Origin of the sequence: Spiroplasma endosymbiont of Phycita roborella (genome assembly GCF_964031195.1) — a bacterium.
Taxonomy (GTDB): domain Bacteria; phylum Bacillota_I; class Bacilli_A; order Mycoplasmatales; family VBWQ01; genus Spiroplasma_E; species Spiroplasma_E ixodetis_A.
Genome location: NZ_CAXIQJ010000002.1, coordinates 98,311 through 117,365 on the forward strand (window position 1 = coordinate 98,311; position 19,055 = coordinate 117,365).

Annotated in this window: 16 protein-coding genes; 1 reads left to right on the forward strand and 15 read right to left on the reverse strand. The window is 23.8% G+C overall.

The window, feature by feature from the left end; translation table 4 throughout:
• Nucleotides 1–24: 24 nt before the first annotated feature.
• From fba to AAHM95_RS01045, 13 genes are all read right to left on the reverse strand, one after another.
• Nucleotides 25–894, reverse strand: coding sequence for a class II fructose-1,6-bisphosphate aldolase (gene fba / locus AAHM95_RS00985; RefSeq protein WP_342273847.1), 870 nt, complete (start codon nt 892–894; stop codon nt 25–27).
• Between the two features lie 137 nt (nt 895–1,031).
• Entirely contained in the window at nt 1,032–2,636 is a 1,605-nt protein-coding gene (locus tag AAHM95_RS00990; RefSeq protein ID WP_342273848.1) for a CTP synthase, read from the reverse strand.
• A 36-nt stretch (nt 2,637–2,672) separates the two neighbouring features.
• Nucleotides 2,673–3,080, reverse strand: coding sequence for a DNA-directed RNA polymerase subunit delta (rpoE, locus tag AAHM95_RS00995; RefSeq protein ID WP_338961844.1), 408 nt, complete (start codon nt 3,078–3,080; stop codon nt 2,673–2,675).
• A 51-nt stretch (nt 3,081–3,131) separates the two neighbouring features.
• A complete protein-coding gene (gene argS, locus AAHM95_RS01000; protein ID WP_342273849.1) occupies nt 3,132–4,772 on the reverse strand; it encodes an arginine--tRNA ligase in 1,641 nt (546 codons plus the stop codon).
• Between the two features lie 83 nt (nt 4,773–4,855).
• Nucleotides 4,856–5,947, reverse strand: coding sequence for a HEPN domain-containing protein (locus tag AAHM95_RS01005; protein ID WP_342273850.1), 1,092 nt, complete (start codon nt 5,945–5,947; stop codon nt 4,856–4,858).
• 31 nt (nt 5,948–5,978) lie between these two features.
• Nucleotides 5,979–7,172 (reverse strand): HD domain-containing protein, encoded by a 1,194-nt coding sequence (locus tag AAHM95_RS01010; RefSeq protein ID WP_342273851.1) that lies wholly within the window; start codon nt 7,170–7,172, stop codon nt 5,979–5,981.
• 190 nt (nt 7,173–7,362) lie between these two features.
• Entirely contained in the window at nt 7,363–8,808 is a 1,446-nt protein-coding gene (gene gltX, locus AAHM95_RS01015) for a glutamate--tRNA ligase (protein WP_338977989.1), read from the reverse strand.
• Between the two features lie 80 nt (nt 8,809–8,888).
• Nucleotides 8,889–9,632, reverse strand: a complete 744-nt coding sequence (locus AAHM95_RS01020) for a hypothetical protein (RefSeq protein ID WP_342273852.1) — start codon at nt 9,630–9,632, stop codon at nt 8,889–8,891.
• 13 nt (nt 9,633–9,645) lie between these two features.
• Nucleotides 9,646–10,302: a hypothetical protein gene (locus AAHM95_RS01025; protein WP_342273853.1), complete on the reverse strand. Its 657-nt coding sequence runs from the start codon at nt 10,300–10,302 to the stop codon at nt 9,646–9,648.
• A 14-nt stretch (nt 10,303–10,316) separates the two neighbouring features.
• Entirely contained in the window at nt 10,317–10,820 is a 504-nt protein-coding gene (locus AAHM95_RS01030; RefSeq protein WP_252319777.1) for a hypothetical protein, read from the reverse strand.
• A gap of 85 nt (nt 10,821–10,905) precedes the next feature.
• The gene (gene ychF, locus AAHM95_RS01035) at nt 10,906–12,003 is read right to left on the reverse strand and encodes a redox-regulated ATPase YchF (RefSeq protein WP_338974522.1); all 1,098 of its coding nucleotides are present in this window, start codon (nt 12,001–12,003) and stop codon (nt 10,906–10,908) included.
• 82 nt (nt 12,004–12,085) lie between these two features.
• On the reverse strand, nt 12,086–16,087 hold the full coding sequence (locus AAHM95_RS01040; protein WP_342273854.1) for a hypothetical protein: 4,002 nt from the start codon (nt 16,085–16,087) through the stop codon (nt 12,086–12,088).
• 297 nt (nt 16,088–16,384) lie between these two features.
• Nucleotides 16,385–17,017 (reverse strand): hypothetical protein, encoded by a 633-nt coding sequence (locus AAHM95_RS01045; RefSeq protein ID WP_339040747.1) that lies wholly within the window; start codon nt 17,015–17,017, stop codon nt 16,385–16,387.
• A gap of 129 nt (nt 17,018–17,146) precedes the next feature.
• On the opposite strand from AAHM95_RS01045, the gene AAHM95_RS01050 reads away from it, so the two are divergent.
• Complete coding sequence (locus AAHM95_RS01050) at nt 17,147–17,314, forward strand: hypothetical protein (protein WP_281749041.1); 168 nt, start codon at nt 17,147–17,149, stop codon at nt 17,312–17,314.
• Nucleotides 17,315–17,376: 62 nt separating this feature from the next.
• Here AAHM95_RS01050 and AAHM95_RS01055 read toward each other — a convergent pair whose 3' ends face one another.
• Complete coding sequence (locus AAHM95_RS01055) at nt 17,377–18,264, reverse strand: ParB/RepB/Spo0J family partition protein (protein WP_281749040.1); 888 nt, start codon at nt 18,262–18,264, stop codon at nt 17,377–17,379.
• On the reverse strand, nt 18,257–19,021 hold the full coding sequence (locus AAHM95_RS01060) for a ParA family protein (protein WP_174480209.1): 765 nt from the start codon (nt 19,019–19,021) through the stop codon (nt 18,257–18,259). Before AAHM95_RS01060 ends, AAHM95_RS01055 begins: the two co-directional genes overlap by 8 nt.
• Between the last annotated feature and the right edge of the window lie 34 nt (nt 19,022–19,055).

The window sequence follows — 19,055 nt, forward strand, 5'->3', positions numbered from 1 at the left end:
ATTATTACTAATATGACCATTTTTTTAAGATTTTCCTAATGAACCAAATTCTGTTAATAATTCTTTAGCTTTAAGTTTAATTGCTTCCATTCCTGGCTTAAAAATTTTTCTAGGATCAAACCCTTTATCTTCATTAAGTTTTCCTTCCGTAACATATTTTTCAATAGCTGCGGCGAATACTTCTTGTAATTCAGTATTAACATTAATTTTACTAATTCCTAAATTAATAGCTTTTTTAACCTGACCTTTTGGAATTCCAGAACCACCATGTAATACCATTGGCTTATTTGAAGCTACTGATAAATTTTTTAACACATCAAAATTTAAACCATCTCAATTTTTAGGATACTTTCCATGAATATTATTTATTCCGGCTGCTAAAAAGTCAATTCCTAAAGCTGCTAATGATTTACAATCTTCCTCACTAGCAATCTCACCACTACCAATAACTCCATCTTCTTCACCACCAATAGTACCTGCTTCTGCTTCAACAGATGCATTTTTTTTCTTAGCATAAGTAACTACTTCTTTGGTACCTTTTATATTTTCATTAAAATCTAAATGAGAACCATCAAACATAACTGAACTAAAACCAGCATCTAATGCTTTCTTACAAGAATCTATTGATTGACCATGATCTAAATGTAATGCCACTGGAATAGTAATATTTAAATCATTCAATAACGCTAAAGTCATACTAACAACTGTGTTAAATCCACCCATGTATTTAATAGCACCTTCTGAAACACCTAAAATAACAGATGATTTAGTTTCTTGTGCAACTTCAAGAATAGATCTTGTTCATTCTAAATTATTAATATTAAAGTGAGCAACGGCATATTTACCTGCTTTTGCTTTATCAATCATATTTTTTGCACTAACAAATTTATTCATTTCTTTTCCTTCTTTCTTAAAATATTATAACCTTATATTATATATTTTCATAAAAAATCTAGTTGCATATATATTTTGAGAATATACAATTCATAAAAATTATAACAATTTTAAAATTAAATTTTCTTACTTAATCATTATTTTTTAATAATACTTTTAATTAATCCTAAAAATAAAGGATTTGGTTTATTAATTCTTGATGTGAATTCAGGATGAAACTGACTTGCAATAAAGAATGGATGTACTTCTTTTGGCAACTCAATCACTTCTACCAAATCTTCTTTATTATATATACCACTAAAAATTAATCCATTTTTTGCAAGTAATGTTTTATAACTATTATTAAATTCATAACGATGACGATGACGTTCAATAATAATAGTTTGTTTATAAAGAGATTTTGCTAATGAATCATTAATTAAAGTGGTTGGATAATTACCCAATCTTAAAGTTCCCCCAATTTGATCATTTTTATTTTTACCACGTAATAAATCAAAAATAGGATTTTTAGTTTTTTCATTAAATTCAGTAGAATTAGCATCTTGTAAATTACATACATTACGAGCATATTCAATACAAGCTAACTGCATACCTAAACATAATCCCAAGAAAGGAACTTTATTAACTCGAGTATAATTAATTGCATTGATTTTGCCTTCAACACCACGATTACCAAAGCCACCAGGAACAATTATTGCTTGGAAAGGGGAAAGCATAGAATTAATGTTTTTACTATCTAAACTTTCGGCGTTAATAATTTTATAATTAACTTTAGTATTAAGACTATAACCTGCAATTTTCAATGATTCAATTACTGATAAGTAAGCATCACTTAAATTCGAATACTTTGCCACAATACCAACAGTAACTTCTTGATTAATATTATCTAACTTTTTAACAATTGCATGTCATTCTGACATATCTGGTTTAGTTTTATTTAACTTTAATAATTCTGAAACTACTTCATCAATTTTTTGTTGTTCTAAAGATAATGGCACTTTATAAATATTATCACAATCAGGAATTGCTAAAACATGACTGCGTTTAATATTACAAAATAAAGATAATTTATCAAAAATATGATCAGGTGGCATAGTTTCACTACGACAAACCAAAATATTAGGTTGAATACCTAATGATAATATTTCTTTTACTGAATGTTGACTGGGTTTCGTTTTAAATTCACCAACCGAATGTAAATAAGGAATTAATGTAGTGTGAATAACAATAACATTTTCATGACCTTTTTCGTTTTTAACTTGTCTAATGGCTTCAATAAAAGCTAATGATTCAATATCACCAACTGTTCCACCAATTTCGGTAATAATAACATCAGCCTTACTATTAATTGCGGAATTAAAAATATGTTTTTTAATTTCATCAGTAACATGAGGTACAACTTGTACAGTTTTCCCTTCATAAAAACCATCACGTTCCTTTTTTAAAACAGTTTGGTATACTTTTCCGGCAGTAATATTGGAATCTCTAGTCAGATTTTCATCAATAAAACGTTCATAATGACCTAAATCTAAATCAGTTTCAGCACCATCACTAGTTACATATACTTCACCGTGTTGATAAGGACTCATAGTACCTGGGTCAACATTAATATAAGGGTCAAATTTTTGCATAAAAATCTTAATATTTTTTTGCTTTAATATACGCCCAAGCGATGCTGCTGTAATTCCTTTACCTAAAGATGATACAACACCACCAGTAATAAATATATACTTTGAATTCATTAGTTTTCTCCTAAATATTAATTAATAATATCATTATTATTCATCATCATAACTATCTTCTAATGGTTTAATACTAATGGTATCTAAATCATCATCTTCATCTTCTACGTCTTCACTTAAATCTATAGTTTCATCATTATCTGTAACTGTTTCAGTACTATCAATTTCGTCTTTTGTATTACTTGGAATTTCTACTCTTGTCATATGTTCTTTAATTTCCTCTAATGAGACTTCATTACGTGGATATCAAAGTTTATCATTTTTTAAGAAAAAATTGGTATTTAAAATAATTCCAGTATAAAGTTCACCAGCAATTTTTTCTTCATCTTCTTTAGAAATATTACATTGTTTTTTAACATGTGTTCAAATTTCATTAAAACTGCTTTTTTTCTTTTTGCATAAAAAACTATATGCTACTTCTACTAATGTTTGTTTGTTTTGCATTTCTTAATCACCTTCTAAATTGTATATTATAAATAATAAAAAATATATTTTTTACATCTTTTTAGGCGCATCCACACCAATTAAATTTAAAGCATTGGCCATTATTTGTTTTATTGCTAAAACTAATGTTAATCGTTGAATTGTTAATTGTTGATCTTCACTAATAACTTTATGTTTATTATAATAAGAATGAAATAACTTAGCTAATTTCTGAATATAATTTGTAAGTAAATGCGGTTGATGCTGTTTTTCAATTTTTTGCAAAATAATTATATATTCATCTAATGTAATCAATAATTCTTTTTCCTTTTGTTCTGTTAATAAATTAATACTATTTGCAATTTCAAATTTTGGATAATTCTCTATAATTTGATTTATACGTGCATGAACATATTGTGCATAATAAACAGGATTTTCGTTAGATTGTTGTTTAGCAAGTGCTAAATCAATATCAAGATGTGATTCAACTGATCTTGATACTAAAAAATAACGTAAAGCATCCTTTCCAATTAAATCTATCATATGTCTTAAAGTTATTGATGTTCCTGCTCTTTTTGACATTTTTTGTTCTTTGCCATTATCAATAACCTTTACCATTTGCATACATAAAATATCAAGTTTAGTGGCATCATTATTAATGATATATAATCCTGCTTTAATTCGTGGAATATAGCCATAATGATCTGCTCCTCAAATATTAATTAACACATCACTACGTTGAAATTTAATATGATGATAAGCTAAGTCAGGAAGCATATATGTATAAGTTTTGTCTTTCTTAACAATTACACGATCTTTATCATCTTCAAATAAAGTAGTTTTTAAAAAAATAGCACCATCAAGTTGATAAGTATTGCCTTGCATTTCAAATTGTTTGATTAAATTAGAAATAATATTTTCTTTATATAAAAATGATTCAGAAAATCAAATATTAATTTTAACTTTAAATTTTTTTAAATCTTTTTTAATTTCTGAAAGCATATAATTAATACCAAATTCTTTAAAAATTAAAGAAGAGGTTTTATCAAAAGGTTTATTTGCAAATTTATTACCATTTAATTTCAAAAATGATTGTGCAGCAGTTAAAATTTCAGAACCACGATAACTTTCTTTTGGTAATTCAACAGCATTGCCACAAAGATTTTGATAATTTATGAAAATTGAATTGGCCAAAACATTAATTTGATTACCAGCATCATTAATATAGTATTCTCTAACTATATTATATCCTCTATGTTCTAATATATTAGCTAAACTATCACCAATAGCCGCATTTCTTGCATGTCCTAAATGTAAAAGTCCGGTTGGATTGGCACTAATAAATTCAATATTATAAGTAATATTTTTTTTATTAGATTGACCATATAATGATTTCTCATTAATAATTTTCATTAATAACAAACTAAATACTTCAACATTAATATTAATATTAATAAAACCAGGGGTAATATAATCAATTTTTTTAATTAATGGGTGTTTCTGATGAATATTTTTAACTATAATTTCAGCAATGTCTAATGGTTTTTGTTTATATTTTTTTGCTAATATCATTGCTATTGATGTAGAATAATCACCTAAGTCATTATTTTTATTAATTTCAATAATAACTTGATTCAATTCTATTTCATAATTTGCAAATGCTACTGCATCAAGAATAATAGTAGTGAGTTCATTAATAACATAACTGTCCACAGTTCAGACCCCTTTCAATATCTAAAATATTATACTCATAAATTTAATTTATATCATATAAAAAAATAAAAATAAATACTTTTTTATAAAAGTTGCTCAATTGTATCATTAACATACTGTATAAATCCAATTCTGATTAAAAATTCCAAAATAGCAACATCATTGTAATTTAAATCAATTAATTCTTGATAGTTACCAAAAATTTGATTATCCAGTACATTTCTTAATTTATCATTAATTTTTTTTGGATCATCTTCGATCTTAATTCCTGAAACTTTAACTAATTCTAAATCAATTTTTTTTTGCATTTTAACTTTAGTATTATCATCTTTATATAATTCTATTAATTTTAAATATAATTCTTGTAATAAACTTAAAGCCTTGACAAAATTACTTAGTAATTCTTGTTCATTAATTATATACGAATTTAAATTATGAAAATAATTATGATTTATCTCAGCTTCATATCTTGCTGCTTGACCACCAGGATTAATTTGTTCAAAATAACGCAAACGTTCTCTTAAATTTAATAATATTTTACTCATTTCCTCACTTTCAACTCTTGTAGTACTAATTAATTTAATCAATCGTATTAAATTATGAAAATTAAATTTTTTCTTACTAGCTGAAGGTTCAACTTGAATATATTTTCTTAAACAATGCTTTAGTTTTAATTCTAACGATTGATATACTGAAAAAAGAGTAATATGAAAATTATCATATCCAATCCCTTTTTTAATATTTAAAATAGCGTTAACTGCATACATATTAGCGCGATCATTATCATTACCCAAAATATTAGTTAAATGCAAAGTTCTTGGAAACTTATTAATCATTGTAAGTAATGTTTCTTTAAATTTAATTTTTAACGTATTATCTTTAAATTTAATTTGATTTATTTTAACTGATTTTAAATCATTATATTCATTACCTATTATAAGGTAGGCAAAAATAGAAAAATAAACTATTACTTTTTCTTTAAAATTTATTCAAGTAAAATTTAAAGTTTTAATAGCATTTTCAATTTTTTCTTTATTAATTAATACGCCCAATATCACTATTACTTCTTGCGTTGCTAAGTGATACTCATGTGAATTTAAGTAAAAATCTCCTGGCGTTAAATCTAAAATATTTGGATACTCAAAAACTTTATTAATTGATTTTAAAATTTTCATAATTACCTCATTTTATAACAGTTTTAAATTTCTATTTCTTTTTTAAAAAATAAATTGTATTTGGTGCTTTAATTGGATCTTGCAAAATTTGTGAGATTTTTTCTAAAGTAATATACTCTTCGTTTTTTGTTTTAATAATAATTGGATCTTTTTTAAAATAATAAAGTACATTTTTTAAATCTTGTTTAACCCCAATAACATTAGTGTTATTTTGACTTGTTAATAACAACAATTCATTTTCTCAGTTAAAACAAAATAAAATTACTTTTGATATTTTTACTAACTCATTATCGTTTTCAAAATTAATAATATCTTGCATTAACTTAATTAAAGTAGCATCTGTTCAATTTAAATATGTTTGTATTTCAACGCTTTTTCCCTCAAAAATAGCAATAAAATCATGAATATTGACTTTAAATGAATAAGTTTTATCAAAATATAATTCAGTTATTCTTGAAAATAATTTTTGTAAATTAAGATCAAAAAGAATTCCACTTTTATGATAATAAACTTGAGAATACATATGGAACCTTGTGATTAAATAATTTTCAATAGCAGAAATTGCCTTGTATGAAAAAACTAAACCCTCTTTAATATCAATTATCATATTTGTAATAATTCAATCAATATCAATACTTCCATAACCAACTCCTGTAAAATATCCATCACGCATTAAATAATCAATACGATCACAATCTAATTGTGATGATACCAATTGAATTTGATATTTAGGATAATTTTTATAATCCTTCTTAAGGATACCAATAATAGCATTAATATTAATATTAAATTGTTTTAAAATCATGTTAATTTCAGTATTATTATCATTAATAATAGCACAAGTATAATCTTCATGAGTAAAATTTTCTTTTTTATTAACATTAAGGTTTATGATTTTTTCAAAAGTGTGTGAAAAAGGACCGTGTCCTAAATCATGTAATAAACCAGCAATTTTAATGTTTATTTTTTCCTCTTTAGTTAATAAAGAAGAACCTTCAACTTCACTAAGAACACGATTTAATATATGATAAACACCTATACTATGAACATATCTAGTATGAGTTGCATTAGGAAAAGCAATTTGGACACCACCAAGTTGATTAATTCATCTTAATCTTTGAAATTCTTTACAAGATATTAACGCCTGAATAACGGGTTCGCTGATATTAATATTTTTGTGTATAGCGTCACGAATAAAAGTTACTTTATAATTATTGCTTGACATAAATTTTAACCTCTCATTAATATCTTATAAATTTTAGGTATTATTAATTTTTTATTTTAATAGTAACATAATATAAAATTTTTCTTCTATTTTAATAATTATTTTGAGTAAAAAGAACAATTTTATAATTTTTATTTATAACAAAAGTAAATATTATATTTTCTATATAAGTAATAATAATTATTTTTCTTTAATATTTAAAATTTAATTTCACATTATTAATAATGGTATCATAACCTAATAGTTTAATGGTGCTAACTAAATCAGGTCCATGCATTTGTCCTGTCGTAATAATTCTAATTGGCATAAATAATAATTTGCCGTTAACATTAGTTTCTTTTTTAACTTCATTAATAATGTTTTTAATATTATCACTAGTTCAATTTTTACAATCAATAATCTTTTTAATAAATGTTGTACAAACTAAGTTACATTCATTATCATTCAAAAAAGTCTTTGCTTCTATATCTACCTTAAAATTATTTTTAAAAAATAAACTTACCAATTCATTAATTTGACTACCATATTCTAACTGTGATTGATAAATTAATAATACTTCTTTTCATCATTCAATAGTTTTGCTATTTCAATTATATTTTTCTTTAATAAAAGGTGTTACTAAAGCTAAGTATTGTTCAACATTTAATCTTTTAATATAATAATTATTCATTCACACTAATTTTTCTGGATCAAACATGCTTGGTGCTTTACTTAAATATTTTGGGGTAAATAATTTAATTAATTGTTCTTTAGTATAAATTTCTTTTTCTTCATGCGAACTTCATCCTAATAAAGCAATAAAATTAAAAATTGCTTCTGGTAAATATCCTTCTTTACGATATTGATGAATAAATTGGATAATGCTACCATCACGTTTTGATAATTTTTTACGTTTATTATTAACAATTAATGTTAAGTGGGCAAAAATTGGCATTTTCCAATTAAAATACTCATAAATAACTAATTGTTTTGGTGTATTTGACAAATGTTCTTCACCACGAAAAACATGACTTATTTCCATTAAATGATCATCAATAACAACAGCGAAATTATAAGTGGCCACTCCATTTGATTTAATAATAATGTAATCTCCTAAATCTACTGAATTAAATTCAACATTACCACGAACTAAATCTTTAATTTTATAACTTTTATTAGTGGGAATTTTAACTCTAATAGCATATGAAATTTTATTTTGTAAATTTTCTTCAATTACAGACTGCTCTAATTTTGAACATGTTCCATCATACTGGAAAGCTAAAATATTTTTATCTGCTTGTTTCTTACGCATTTCTTCTAGATATTGAGGTGTACAAAAACAATAATATGCTTTTTTTTCTTTTATTAGTATTAATGCATGTTGAATATATATATTTAAACGTTCAGTTTGTTTATAAGGACCATATTTACCTGGTAAATCAATAGTTTCATCAGGAATTATTCCCATTCAACGTAAATTATCTAATTGTGAACTAATTCCATCTTCAATATTGCGTTCTAAATCAGTATCTTCAATTCTAACTATAAAATCTCCTTTGTTATTTTTTGCAAATAAATAATTAAATAATGCTGTTCTAGCACCACCAATATGTAAATACCCAGTAGGACTAGGTGCATATCGTACACGAATTTTCATATTTTCACCATCTTTATTAAATTTAAGATTTTTTAATCTTACTAACTTTTTTTCTACTTTATTAGTCTTTTTTTTAGAATTTAATTTTTTTTATTATTTTTAGAGGATTTCATTATTTTTTTACGATTAGTTTCAGATTGTAATTTTTCATTTACTTCTTCATCAAGAAAAATTGTAATAGTCTGTGTATCATTTGGATCAAATTCATTAGAACTTGGTAATGGTTGTTTTAATTCTGGTTCAAATTCAATTGCTTGTTCAATACGTTGACGATAAAAGTGATATGTTTGAACATTAATTAAATTTAATTTAAGTAATAAAATAACTGCTGCAACAAGTAATGCAAAATAAAAACCAAAAATTGATCAAACAATTGTTGAAGAAACTCAATTTCGATAATAAAAACTTGGTGTTTCAATTGTTCTACCCCTATTAGGTATTATTTGTGCACTATCATTACTTCATTCACAATAAAGCAATTGACCAGAAAAACTTATTAAAAATCCAACAACAAAAATTATAAAGTTTACAACTAAAAATACAAATTTAAAACGAGGAGATTTTTCGAGAAAAACTCTTGCCGTAAAAATACAACTTATCAACCCAAAACTACTTATAATCAAACCTATTACTGGTAAATAATAAACTGCAGTATAACTTGAAGGATTAAAACTTGGTGAAGGTTCTGCAATTTGAAAACCATAATAATATAAATCTTTTAAAACTGTATTTTTTGACAAAGCAATTAAAAAAAATAATTCATAAATAATAAATGTGCTTAATAATAAATAAAAACTAATAAACCACCAATTACGAATTCTCATAAATCTGTCCCCCTTATTTAATATTCAAAGTTTTTTTACTAAATCCCTTTTCTTGTTTTTTAATTTTTTTTAATTCTTGTTTTCTAATTCGTCTTTGTTTTTTTTCCATACTTCTAGTAGTATAAATTTCATAATCTGAGTTCATAAATGTAAACTTTCTACGCATAATTCAAAAAAATAGTTGTGTAATCAAAATTAAAAAAAGACTAAAAATAATAAATATTCTTGCAATAATTGGATTAATTCAATGATAATTTTCATTATATAATATTCCAGATTGTGAAATATAAGTTAATTGTACTTTTGAACTTAACATTACACTAAGAATTAATAATCAAAAAGCAGTATAAAACATTCTACTGCTATACTTTGAAGAGACAATACTTACTCTAGGAGCAAATATTAATAAAATCATACTTACAGTAATTGCAATTAAACAAACAATTGGTGCATAAAATAAATTCAAAATAGGATAATTAAAATCAGTAAGTACATTATATAATTTATATTTTGATACATTAATAGCAGCAAATAATGAAAAAATAAAAACTGATAAAAAAAGAACTATTGATATTGTCAAATAAACAAAATATGCATTTTTATTTTTTTGTTCATATGGAATAAAACATGTTTCTTTGTTTTTAAGATTATCTAAATCTTTAATTTTCATTATTTTCACCTACTTTATTTTTCATTAGGTAATTCTTCAACTACTAAAATTAAAATAATCGCTGCTATTACTTCACATATTCATACAATTAATGAGATTAATGAAAAAAATAATAATACTGGTATTGATCAAAAAACTAGACTACCGCTTAACATTAATGTTGATAATATTAATGTTGAAATAGCAGTAATTCTAAATGAAGATTTCTTTTTAAGTTTCTTTGCTGGTATCATAAAACAAATAATACTGACTAAAATTGCAATTCCAACATATGATAATGATAAAGCTAATTGTAGTTTACTAAATTCAAACCCCATTTTTTGCCCAACAAATGCATTAACTATTAATAGTATTAAAAAAGCAATACTACCAATAATTTGCACAATTGGTGATCAAAAAAGTAAAGCTCTTGAAACTTTTATTTTATTAAGAACATCAAACTTTTTAGTTTTTTTATTTGGAACATAATTGTTTTCTTGAATGTCAGAATCAGGATTTTGTAAATTACTTTTTAACATAATAATTTTTTCCTTTCTTGCTAGTATATTTTCAAATTAATTATAGCAAAACTATAACCTTTTTATAATTAATATTATCTTAAAACTAAACATTAAAAAGGAAATGACAAATATCACCATCTTCAACTATATAATTTTTACCTTCAACTCTCATTTTTCCCTTTTCCTGAACATTTTTTTCACTACCCAATAATTCTATATCTTGATAATTATAAACTTTAAGTCTAATAAAACCTTTCATGAAATCTGTATGAATGATACCAGCACACTCTGGTGCTTTCATTCCTTTAATAAAAGTTCAAGCATGAACTTCTTTGGGTCCAACAGTAAAATAAGTACCTAAATTTAATAGTTTATAAGTTGCTAATACAATTTGATCAATTCCTGATTCAAAAATATTTAACTCTTTAAACATTTCTTTTTTTTCTTCTGCTTCTAATTCAGAAAGTTCACATTCTGTCTTAGCACAAACAACAATTACAGTAATATTTTTTTTGCTCATATATTGTTGTAATTGTTCAACATATTTATTAGTTTTAGTTATTAAATCTTTTTCATTAATATTAGCAATAACAATTATTGGTTTAGCAGTTAAAAAATTATAAGGTTTAATCATTAGTAATTCTTCTGAACTTAACTTTTGATTGCGAATAGCAATACCATTGTTTAATTCATTATTAATTTTTTCTAATAAAGCTACCTCAGCAATACCTTGTTTATCTCTAGTTATTTGCGATTTTTTACGAACTTTTTCTTTTCGTTTACTTATTACTTCTTGATCAGCTAACATTAATTCCAATTCAATAATTTCAAAATCATTAATTGGATCAATTTTATTTTCAACATGAGTAACATTAATATCATCAAAACAACGAATAACTTCGCATATTGCATCAACCGTTCTAATATTGGCAAGAAATTGATTACCTAATCCTTCACCTTTACTAGCGCCTTTGACAAGTCCAGCAATATCATGTAATTCTAAAATTGTTGGTACAACTTTTTGTGGATTAAAAATTTTTATTAAATTTAAAATTCTTGAATCATTGACTGGAACGCTACCAATATTTGGTTTTATAGTAGCGAAAGGATAATTTTCAATTAATACTTGTGAATTGGTTATGGCTTTAAATAATGTTGATTTACCTACATTAGGTAAACCAACGATACCAGCAGTTAACATATAATATACACCTGTTTCTTTTACTTATATGATTACATCGTATCATATAAATTATAAAGAAAAATATAAAATTAATTATCAATTAAGAAAAATTTAATTTTGGAGTTGATTTGGATGGTAATGGTACAGTATTTACTAAATTATTAGATTCATTAATAGTATTACCAGCAAGTTCTTCATTATCGCTTTCATCATCAAAAGGATTTGTACTAACTGGTTTAGGAGTAATCTGACCAGAACAAATGCCACTATCACTAGATGCTGTTCTAGTAAGACAATGATTAAATTCTTGACGAGATGATTCAATACTGCTTTCTAAATCACTATACTGTGGAAAACTATAACTATTAAGTTCTCTTAATATTTTATCGATATCAATAATAGAATAATCATTTTCTTCAAATTCAGAAGAAAGTGAACTTATCGCACTATCAGTACTATTTGAACGTGATAATTTAGGTTTTTTTTCAATTATTCATTCATCTCAAGGCTCAGATGTTGGTAATAGTTCTGGTATACTTTGTCTTTGATAAGGTACGCTTATTTTATCTATTGATGTTTTATTTTCATTTAAATTTGCAATTAAAGTTCCAAAATTTTTTATATTATTTTCTTTAATCACTTTGATATTTCTTTTTGTTTTTTTTCATGTTCACGATAATTTATTTATTATTTTTTGTCATCAACTAAGTTTTTTAAATTTTGTTTTTGATATTTCTACTAAAGATTTTTGACAGTGTTCAATATCAATAGTTTTAATATTGTAAAGTTTACTTAAAAATATTGTTTTATAATCATCAAAATCATCATAACCAGTATATATTTTTAAATTGTTTTTAATAATATTATAGTTTTTATCTCAACATAAATATTTTTCAATACTTCAAGGTGCAACTTCATTCGCTTTCTCATAATATCTGATAAAAGTTAGATAGTCATTATAAAATCATGAATTTGCTATTTTTTGGTTACTTAATTCAGAAATTTTATTTTTAATAAAACTGATTTTTTTAACAAGTTGTTCGATATCTAACTTTAATTGTGCTAATATCTTTTGATTTTGTAGTTGAACATTTACAATTGTATGATTAGTTAACGTTTCTCATTCCTGTTTCTTAATTTGTAAAAGTTCAATAATGCTATCATGTAACTTAGTTAAATCATTAACTGCCGTTCTTATTTTACTATCAACTATTAAAACTGATTTTCTTATGGCGGCAACTTTTTCTTTTATTTCTAGTAGCCTGTTTTTTGCAATTAAACTATCTCTAAGAATTTTAAAATTAATGGCAGATGTTTCAGTTTTATAACTACCTAAAAAATATTTTTTATTATAATAAAAAATATCAAATGTTACATTGGTGTTGTTTTTATTTTGATTTAAATTTTTAATATTTTCTTTACTGTTTTCACTAAAGACAAAATTTAAATTACCATTAGTAAGATTTTCTTTTAATTCTTGACTAATTTTTAAATTTTTTTCATATTGCATTTGACCTTTTTCAATTAATTGTTTATATTCTTCTATTTCTTGTTCAATAGTTACTAATAATTTTTCTTTAATTTTTTGCAAATTAATTTCTCATTCTCAATTATTGAAAAAATTTTGATTATTAACTTTAACAAAACTTAAAACTGAATTACTAATTTTTTTAAGTTTGTTCGATAACAATTCTACATGTTCTACTAATTCTTTATCTTTTCAAATTATATAATCATTTATTAACGATTGTAACTTCAAAATTTCTTGTCAATTTGGAAATGTAACTTCTTCTTTATTTAAAGTAAAATTGAATGTCCCACAATTATTAATTGTAATGTCTCTTATTTTATATTCTAATTGTTTTTTTGAATTTAAATATTGAATAATAACAGTAAAATTATCTTTATTTTTTGTTAAAACTTTAAATGAAACTGCTTGTTTTTCATTAATACCAGTAATATCGATTATACTATTAATTGAAATAATATCATCAACTTTTCAATTACCAGTTGCCAATCTTTGTTGATTTAATTTTTGTTTAATTCTTTGTCTTGAGACTTTGAATGTATCAGATAATTCTTCTTGAAAACCTTGTACTAATTGCTGATTTATTTTTAATACACTACTTATCTTAGTAAATTTTTCTTCTGCTTTGTCTTTATAATTTTTAATAACATTATTTTTTAATATTTGATTTTCTGATAAAAAATGTTCTTCTAACGCAAACTTAAGCCAAATTTCTTGCTTCTCATTAGGAAAATAAACATTCATTAACTCATTAACTAACTTAGTAAAATCTTTTTGTGATTCTCAAAATTTAATAGATATTTCTTCTAACTGTTGTTGATATTTTCTAATTTCTTCATTGTTTTTAGAGTTTAATATTTTTAATTTGATATCTTTAATATTGTTTATGGTTTCAGAAAAAATTCCTTCATAATTTGCATATGATAATAACGAAAAATAAGATTCTCCCATCCTTTTTGATGTATAAATAGGACTTGTCTTTGCTAAAAGTTTATTTTTTTCTATTTCTTTAAGTTCTTCTAAAAATTGTAATAAACTTCCAATAACAGCTTCTGGTTTATGTTGAAGTTCAAGAGGTAAATTTTTATGAATTTCAACAAATCCAGGAAAATTTTCATTAAATAAATTATCAATTTTATAATCAAAATCAGTAGCTAATAAATTATTATTTTTAGTGCTTCTAATAATATATCCTTTAACAGCTTCTCTACTATATAAAGATAAATTATGCACCTCATTAAAAACATTACTTATTATTAAATATTCTTTACTTTTTGTCAATAACCTTTTCTGTAAATAACTTAGCATTTGAACATTATTAACCAATTTTATCCTTGTTAGCAAATAATTTAATCGTTCTTGTTTAATCTTTTCATTTTTATGTAAAATTTTTTGCATTTCTGCAATTGCATTTTTTAATTTATTTTCTGTTTTTAAAAAAGCATTTTTTTTTCTACATTTTTTTTGTAAATTGACTAGATCAGCAACCGCTTTGTTATCTTCAGCAATTAAATTAACAAAACTTACAATTTCTTGATCTAATTTTGCAATTTCTTGATCTAACATCTTAAAACCATTTGTTGTTTTTTCTGATTCTAAATTTAACAGTTTTAAAATAAAATGCATTGAAAATACACCATCATAAATGTTTACTAATAATTCTAACTTTGTTATTCATTTCGTTTCAATTTGGAATGTAGCAGAAGTAAAAGATTTACTTCAATTATTATCATCAATTTTATACATAAAATTTAATTTTATGTCAAAAATATTTGTTTGGTCACCAATTTTAACATCTTCTAATTTAATTTTAAATTTTGCTAACTCTTCTTTAGTAAAAATTGAGCCAGTTTTATTATTTAAATTATTTAATAATTCTGTTTGGGAAATTAATGAGGTGATATCATCAACATTAATATTTGTCTCTTGCGAATAAGCAGAAACGTTTATTACTTCATGCAATTGATTAATTTTTTGTATAAATAACTTTAATTTTCCTACCATTGTTAATAATTTAACAGAACTCGCTGTTGAAGAAACGCCAATTTTTTCTGCTGCTTGTTTAATAAGAGAAACATTTTCGGTCATTGGTAATGTTCCTCTATTATGTTCTAATAAAATATTGGAAACTTTCTTTTTTAAAGAAAACAAATTTAAATCTTCAAAATTGTAAGTGGTTTCATTAGACACATAAAAATTACTTCTTTGAAAACAAACAGTATCATGAAAAGTATCATTATATTTTCTTAACTGACCTTTAGCATTTAATAAATAAATTTCTTCTACATCTAGAAAACGAGAAATGACTCTTCCAAATCTAGTTTCACTTTTTCAATCGATAAAATTGTTAGTCCGTTGTGATTTATCATCAACATAACTATATTTAGTATCCAATTCTGCGGCAGTAAAAGCAGGAATTAATACTTTTTCTCCTTCCAATGTTTCACCAAATACGACAAATCTTGTACCTTGCGAAGCATTCTCTGTCTTAAAAATTAATGTTTTATTATTATTAAAAAAAATTTTTAATTGTTGACCTTTTGTTATGTTGTTAAAATTAAATGTGTTTGGCATTATTTTCCTCCCTATTTTTTGTTTTTTATTAAATTTAATATTAATATAATAATTTCATTATTGTTATTTCAAATATTTAAAACAAAAAATACCAACTTGATTTGAAAATCAAGGTGGTATGTTATAACCTTTTAAAATTAAATAATATTAAAAGAAATTAACTTTTAATATTTAGGATTATACATATTTTTAAAAAAAATACAATTAAAAACTATTTCAATATCTTTAATATTTAATTTAATTACTAATTTTAGTATAATTAGTTTTTTTAATTTATTTATATTAATACTATTACAATTAAATAACAGTAAATGATCTCACTAATTCAGAAGTAGATAAACTATCATCTAAGCATATACCACTATCGATAATATCTTGTTTAGAAAATGCTTTTTGACTATTAGAAATAGATACAGTTTCTTCTTTATTTAAACTGCTATTTTCTGCAATCATTATTTTACTTTCATTTTCAATATCTTCTTCATCAGTATCTTCTCAGTTATCAACAGAAAAATAACGTGGAGGAAGTTCATCTAATATTTCATGTATCCTATTTAAATCTTCTGCCTTTTTAAGTAACTTAGCAATTTCAATAACTTTAGTAGTTTCATCATTTATATTCATTTTTTCATTAAACAAATCAGTTAAATCCAATACATTGTCTTCAGAAATTTGTTCTTTTTCTAATCAATTATTAATTTTTTGATTAAATAATTTAGTTAAAATTACTGCATCTTCCTCAGAAATATTAAACTTTTTTAATCAATCATTATTTTTTTCATTAAATAACTTGGTTAAAATTGCTACATCTTCTTCAAAAATTTTTCTTTCTTTAAACAAATAATTAATCATTTTTACTCAATTAATTTCATCTTTATATTTTCTAAAAATAATACGTTTAAATAACGTATTCTTATCTTTTTCTGGCATATTTAATTTTCCTTTCAATGTTTTTTAAATAACATTATAACATCAAATATAATGATAAAAACTTTTACAATAGTATATAATTATAAATAAGTAAGGCTTAAAAATAAATATAACTTTTAGGAGGAAAATATGGAAAAGAAACTTTTAACTTATCCTCATGATATATCAAAAAAATTATTAATCATACTAGGTATAAGTAAAATTGCAATTGGTTTGTCTATCTTATTTGTTTTTATTACAAACTTAATTATCTATACTAATTCAGGATTAATATTTCCTTTTAGAGAAATAACATAAAATAAATTTACAAAATAAAAAATGAGTATAAATGCTTTAAAACATTTATACTCATTTTAAATTTATATTAATTTTAAAAATTCTAAAATTCGATTTAATTCTTTGTGATTACTATAATTGATGATTAGTTGTTTTTTATTGATTTTTACTTTAGTATCTAAAGTTCTTGATAAAGTATTTTCTAATGCTACTAAATGAAGATCTAACTTTTTATTAACATTTTGTTTTTGATTTAAACTTAATTGTTGCATCTTAATAACATCTTCAACCTTACGAACACTTCATTGTTCACTATATGCCCTTTTAGCAATAGTTACCATTAAATTAAGATTAGTACCTAAACTTAATAATGGTTTAACATGACCCATTGTTAATTCATTGCGTTGAAGCATTTGTAAAATCTCTACTGGCAATTGCAAAATTCGTAAAGTATTAGCAATGTGACTACGTGATTTATTAACTTTTTGTGAGAGTTGTTCTTGAGTTCATTTCATTTTACTAATTAAAGTTTGATATGCCTGTGCTTCTTCAAAAGCATTCAAATCAACACGTTGAATATTTTCAATCAAAGCAAATTCCATTAATTGTTGATCTGTTACTTCAATAGTTACTGCAGAGATCTCTGTTAAACCTGCTAATTTTGCAGCTTTAGTTCTACGTTCACCAGCAACTAATTGAAAAACACCATCTGTTATCGTTTTTTTAACAATAATTGGTTGAATTAAACCATGAATTTTAATTGAATCACTTAGTTCTTTAATTTCTTGTTCATTAAATACTACACGTGGTTGATATGGATTAGGAATAATTTTAGCAAGAGAAATAGTTTGTGAAAAAGTTTTAGCAATTTCTGGTGAACTTTCAATGTTAGTTATCAAATCATTTAAACCTTCACCAAAAATTGATGCTAAACCTTTAGCAGAAATACGATTTTTTTTATCATTAGACATTATTTAACACCTCGTTCACTAAACTTTGATAAGCAATAGCACCACTGCAACGTGGCCGATAACTAAAAATATTTTTACCATGACTTGGTGCTTCACTTAGGGTTACATTTCTTGGAATATAATTTTTATAAACTTTTTCTCTAAAATTTTTTTGAATTTCTTTGATAACTTCAACAGAAGAAGTTGTTCTAATATTAACCATAGTTAATAAAATGCCTTCAATTTCTAAATTGGGATTAAATAATTGTTGTACTAAACGAATAGTAGATAATAATTGTACCAAACCACCTAATGCATAAAACTCAGCTTGTAACGGAATAATAACTGAATTAGCTGAAGCTAAAGCATTACGATTAACTAATCCTAAACTAGGCGGACAGTCAATAATAATAAAATCATATACTTCCTTTACGGGTTCTAATTTTTCTAATAAAATATTTCTTTTATTACGAGATTGCTCTAATAAAAATATTTCGGCTCCCGCCAAAGAAATGGTCGATGGTAATAAATCTACTCCTTGACAAACTTCAGTTTTAATGACTTTTTCCAATGGAACATCATGTACTAAAACATCATATATATCTTGTTCAACTTTATCAGCAGCAAAACCCATTGAAATAGTAGCACTACCTTGTGGATCCAAATCAATAAGTAACACTTTTTTATTTTTTATACCTAAACCTGCAGCAAGATTAGTAGCAGTAGTTGTTTTTCCAACTCCACCTTTTTGATTAGCAATTGCAATAATTTTGCCCATAATAATTACCTTTCTAAATTAATAGACTAATATT